Genomic DNA, 1039 nt, shown 5'->3' with positions numbered 1-1039 from the left:
TGTTCTGTCCTGTGAGGTTGGGGACGCGGCTGGCGGGTGGTTGGCCGGCGAGTGCGGTGTGTCCGCGGTGGTGATTGTAGGTGTGGAGCCAGGCGGGGTAGGCGTCGCGGCGTTCCTGTTCGGTGCGGTAGGGCCTGGCGTAGGCCCATTCGTCGAGGAGGGTGCGGTTGAAGCGTTCGACTTTGCCGTTGCTCTGCGGGCGGTAGGGCCGGGTGCGCTTGTGGGCGATGCCGTGCTGGGCCAGGACGTCGCGCCACAAGTGGGACTTGTAGCAGGCGCCGTTGTCGGTCATGACCCGTCGGACGGTGATGCCGGCCCGGGCGAAGAAGTCGTTCGCCCGGGCCCAGAACGCGGCTGCGGTCTCCTTGCGCTCGTCCGCGAGGATCTCGCTGTAGGCCAGGCGGGAGTGGTCGTCGACGGCGTTGTGCAGGTAGCTGTAGCCGACCCCGGAGCGGGTTCTGCGGCCGGCCTGGCGGCCCAGGGTCTTGTGGCCGCCGCCGTCGGGGATGTTGCCGAGCTTCTTGACGTCGACGTGGACCAACTCGCCCGGCGCCGAGTGTTCGTAGCGGCGTATCGGCCGTCCGGTGGCGCGGTCGAGGTGCGAGAGGCGGGCGAGGCGGTAGCGGGTCAGGACCCGGTGCACGGTGGCCGGGTTGAGCTTGAGCAGGTAGGCGATGCGGGCCGGGCCCCAGCGGCGCAGGACGCGGACCTTGATGATCCGCCGCTCGGTGCGGGTCGGGGTCCGGTGCGGGCTGCGGTGCGGCCGACTGGAGCGGTCGCCCATACCGGCCTCGCCGAGAACGCGATAGCGGTCCGCCCAGCGTTTGGCCGTGGTCGGCGAGACCTGGAAGCGCTCGGCAGCCCGGCGCAGCGGCCAGCCGTCCTCGACCACGCAGCGGGCCAGGCGCAGCCGTCCGGTCTCGGTCAGCGGTGCGTTACGGTGTGGCATGAGGGCCTTTCTGGGAGCCGGTGCAGATGTCGCAATCCACACCGAGCCAGAAGGCCCTCACTCATTTCAAGATCACCACACCGTGAACCC

At 70.3% G+C, this 1039-nt stretch carries 1 protein-coding gene; it reads right to left on the bottom strand.

Features of this window, described 5'->3' with window-relative positions; all coding sequences use genetic code 11:
- On the bottom strand, positions 1 to 949 hold a 949-nt coding region (locus OO57_RS37870; protein WP_033257461.1), incomplete at its 3' end, for an IS481 family transposase.
- Positions 950 to 1039: the final 90 nt, after the last annotated feature.

It is taken from the genome of Kitasatospora phosalacinea, from assembly GCF_000717185.1.
Classification (GTDB): domain Bacteria; phylum Actinomycetota; class Actinomycetes; order Streptomycetales; family Streptomycetaceae; genus Kitasatospora; species Kitasatospora phosalacinea_A.
The sequence above is the reverse complement of the archived record's forward strand: the minus strand, read 5'-3'. Positions and strand labels throughout refer to the sequence as shown.